The 1248-nt window shown below is 51.9% G+C and carries 2 protein-coding genes; both read right to left on the reverse strand.

Going from position 1 to position 1248, the window contains the following annotated elements; translation table 11 throughout:
• Nucleotides 1-292: 292 nt before the first annotated feature.
• Entirely contained in the window at nt 293-1012 is a 720-nt protein-coding gene (locus tag DW49_RS0124170; RefSeq protein ID WP_005616240.1) for a hypothetical protein, read from the reverse strand.
• Nucleotides 1013-1059: 47 nt separating this feature from the next.
• Nucleotides 1060-1248 (reverse strand): hypothetical protein (locus tag DW49_RS1000000133425; protein ID WP_206539579.1); only part of this gene is annotated, 189 nt, incomplete at its 5' end.

Raw genomic sequence — 1248 nt, forward strand, 5'->3', positions numbered from 1 at the left:
TGGCCAAACTGGATCGTGATGCGTTCTTCAATGCTGAGTTCATGATATGACATAGGTTCACCGTACCGGATTGGTCAGGTGTTGCGCTCAGTTTTTGCCGCCGCCAAACCTATTCGAGTTCCAGAAAGAAAACCACACACGAAGCGTGCTTGACTTGCCAACACTTTACCAACTGAAAAACCCGCCAACCACTTTTATAAAATAAAAATAACCGTGAAATAACTATTTTTTCCAGAGCGTGTATACCACACGAACTTAAATGCTATGCAAAGCACTTCAGCAGAACACACACTCAATCAATCGAAAACTCAAACGAAGACAGATTCTCAAGAAGCCACTCAGGCGTGTGCACTTGCAGCAGTGCACTAATGGGTTGTGCCATTATCAGTTTGCCGTACAGGGCTTCTTCCTGCTCAAGGTGCGCGTGTTGAACGCCGCGGTAGTTGAGTGGGTAGATACTTTTTTCGATGGGCAGCAGCCTGTCGAAGTGTTCCAGCAGCCCGTGAAAGACGATGCGCCGTTCCACGGTATTTCGTGTCGTGGCTATCAGTTTGCTGAAATACTCGCTGTCGTGTCGTCGCAGGGCTTCACTGGCCGCGTAACGCTCGACCAAGGTGTGCAGCGACAGGTCGTCGAACATGATGCAGCACAGGTCTTCACGCAGTTTGCCTTTGAAGGGGTTATCGACCTCTGGCCGGCGGCCGTGCAGGCCCAGTGCGAACTGCACGGCGCGCTCGGCCAGCCATTGACGCTTGCGCCCCTCGAACTGGGCAAGGTCCTCGAACAATAGCGCCTGACGGCCATGCGAGCGAATCTGTCGTATCAGTTTCATGAACAACCCGGACGGGCCGGATAAACGGGACTGCTGCTCGGCAAGTTGCGCCATCGAAAACGCGGACTGGCGGGTTGCCAGGTGATGAAAATCTGTTGTCAGATTCATGCCCGGCCGACGCGGATCGAGTCGCAATGACTGATCGGACCCTGACGCCCCACGAAGAAAACAAACCGTCATGAATATTGCTCCTTTTTATTGTTTGCAGTGTGGTGTACGGACAGGTGTTAAGACTGTCTTTTTAGACGACCAGGTAATTGACTGCCTGAAGAGCAGCCACAGCCCAATCTGTTCGATTGTTGGCTCAACTGCACCACCCCAGCAACGCTGATCGCACTTTTATAAAATATGTTTTGTGACAAGACACGGCGGCGGCAAAAACTGAGCGCAACACCTGACCAATCCGGTACGGTGAA

The organism is Pseudomonas avellanae BPIC 631 (assembly GCF_000444135.1).
Taxonomy (GTDB): Bacteria; Pseudomonadota; Gammaproteobacteria; order Pseudomonadales; family Pseudomonadaceae; genus Aquipseudomonas; species Aquipseudomonas avellanae.